Origin of the sequence: Synechococcus sp. R55.2 (genome assembly GCF_047462075.1) — a bacterium.
In the GTDB taxonomy this organism is placed as follows: domain Bacteria; phylum Cyanobacteriota; class Cyanobacteriia; order Thermostichales; family Thermostichaceae; genus Thermostichus.
Genome location: NZ_JANSIH010000433.1, coordinates 1 through 2,148, shown reverse-complemented (window position 1 = coordinate 2,148; position 2,148 = coordinate 1). Strand labels below are relative to the sequence as shown.

Sequence of the window (2,148 nt, the reverse complement as noted above, 5' to 3'; positions counted from 1 at the left end):
CGCGGGTACGAATGCGACCAAAAAGCTGTAGCTCCAGCGGATCCAGAGCTACCATCTCAGGAGCTGCGTCGTTTTGAACCGAATCGAAATTGAGGTTATTCAGGCGGGGAAGGGGCGTACTTGGCGGTACATTCGCCACACCAGGATGGGCATCGAAAATTAGCGTGTCACTTTGGCCCTGTCCGGGGTAACCGATAGCCCCTGCCACCAGCTCGCCAAAGGCTGTAATTTCAGAGTTATCGACAGGCATGTAGAAGCAAGACTGCTCGGAGCTGATGGTGAAAGCTCGGAACAAATTGTTGCTGGCGTAACGGAAAAAGAGGCTGCCCCCCGCGTAGATGGCACCGTTCCAGTTGTAGCCAGGAGTGAAGAAATACTCTAGGTCGCCGCGGCTGAAGGCTCCCCATTTGTTAAGCAGATCCCTCCGCCGATCTTGCTGAAATTGCAAAGCCGAAATGGCACGGGTGGTGGAGTCGGCACCCGCAATAGGCAAGGTGACGGCATAGACTTGAAAGGGCTTGTACAACGCAGAGCCAACCTGGAACCAATCCCCCACGTTGGGGTTGACCGTCTGTTCAGCCGGAGAATCGGTACACCCCGCCAAGGCCGAACCCTGCAGTGGCCCACTGCGGATCAGCAGCCGCCGCGCCCGCTCGGTATCCGTCAGGTTAGCCTCAAAGTCGCTGCCGGCAGCCCGACGGGTGTTCAGAATAGTATAAACCGTTACGGAGTCATTGATGCCATTGTTGTCGGTATCCGCCAAGAACCACCAAGCGGGCGCCTGAACCCGGACGTTCAAGTTTTGTCCCGGATTTTGCGGATCCTCCACCTGAATGTTGGTGGCGATCACGAACTGAGTTTCGTCGGGGAGGATGTAGGGCTCATCGGGATCCCGAGGAAGCAGACCCCCTGCCCCATCGTTGATGAGGGCTGCGGCAAATTGCGCATCCGTCGGGGCGCTGTTGGGCAGGCGGCGATCCCGAATCAGGTACTCGATCTTAGCTCTAGCCCGGTCAATGGCCGTATTCAGTTGTCGGCTAATGGTTTGCCCCGCTCGTTCCACCTGGGTTTGGATGCTGCGCTGAGTGGAGCGGGTCAGCAGCCCCACCGTCACCAAGCTCAAGACCAGCACGATCAAAATGGCAACCGGCAGGACAAAGCCCCGCTCTCGAATCTTGCGCTGATCTACCCGTGCTTTCAAAGAGGCGAGCAAGCGCAGGGTGAGCTTGAGCAGCAGCGTGGAAGGAGCAGACATAGCCGTATCTCAATGACGGGGGTAAAGGGAGTGGCACCCAAGCCAAAGGAACTCTTGTCAAGATGCCAAGCTAGCAACAGTATGCCGGTGATCATGGCCACCGCAAATCCCCACCTCTGGGGGGAATCCCCAAGCCCTTTCTCCAATTCACAAGATCCCCAGTTGCTGCGCCTTGAGCAGGGCGGTGACACGGTCGCTAGCATCCAGCTTGCGGTAGGCGGTGCTGGCATATTCTTTGACGGTTTCGATGCTGAGGCCCAAGCGGCGGGCGATCTGTTTGTTGGCCAGGCCCTCGCTCATCAGTTGCAGCACACACAGCTCGCGGGGGGTGAGCTTGGGCAGCTCCTGTCGGGCGGGCAGCCAGTCTTGCTCGGGAGCGGCCAAAATTTGCCGGATGACGCGGGCCAATTCCGCCGGGTCGGTCTCTTTGGAAAGGTAGCCTTTGGCCCCGGCGCGGCGGGCTGCCTCAATCAGACCCGGCTCCTGAAAGGTGGTCATCATCACCACCACCACCGGCAGGCCCAGCTCGGTGATTTGCTGGCAGGCGGCGATCCCATCCCCATCCGGCATGCGCACATCCAAAATGGCTACGTCGATGGGGCAACTGCGACAATGGTGGACGGCCTGGGATCCCGTCTCGGCTTCGGCCACCACCTCAAATCCTTGGGCTTGCAGGGCAAACTTCAGCCCCAACCGAAAGAGGGGATGATCGTCGGCAATGAGAACGCGGACAGGGGGAGTCATGGCAGGGGATCCCAGCCGAGGGGGTGCTGGTTTTAATCTGCCCAAGGGGGGATCCCAAATAAAGCGCCCTCACCCCCAGCCCCTCTCCCAGGGGAAAAGGGGGGTTGTTTCTTAACCAAGAACAAGCCGCCGGCCGGGGGGCGGTAGAT

The 2,148-nt window shown here is 59.3% G+C and carries 1 protein-coding gene and 1 pseudogene; both read right to left on the bottom strand.

From position 1 onward, the window contains the following. Window positions 1–1,255: pseudogene (locus NW838_RS14525) on the bottom strand (type II secretion system protein); the annotation flags it as partial. Window positions 1,256–1,402: 147 nt separating this feature from the next. Next, on the bottom strand, window positions 1,403–1,999 hold the full coding sequence (locus tag NW838_RS14520; RefSeq protein WP_414428282.1) for a response regulator: 597 nt from the start codon (window positions 1,997–1,999) through the stop codon (window positions 1,403–1,405). Window positions 2,000–2,148: the final 149 nt, after the last annotated feature.

Bases quoted from the DNA above. Each gene is read 5' to 3' on its own strand.
- NW838_RS14520 (WP_414428282.1), bottom strand. From the start codon at position 1,999: ATGACTCCCCCTGTCCGCGTTCTCATTGCCGACGATCATCCCCTCTTT.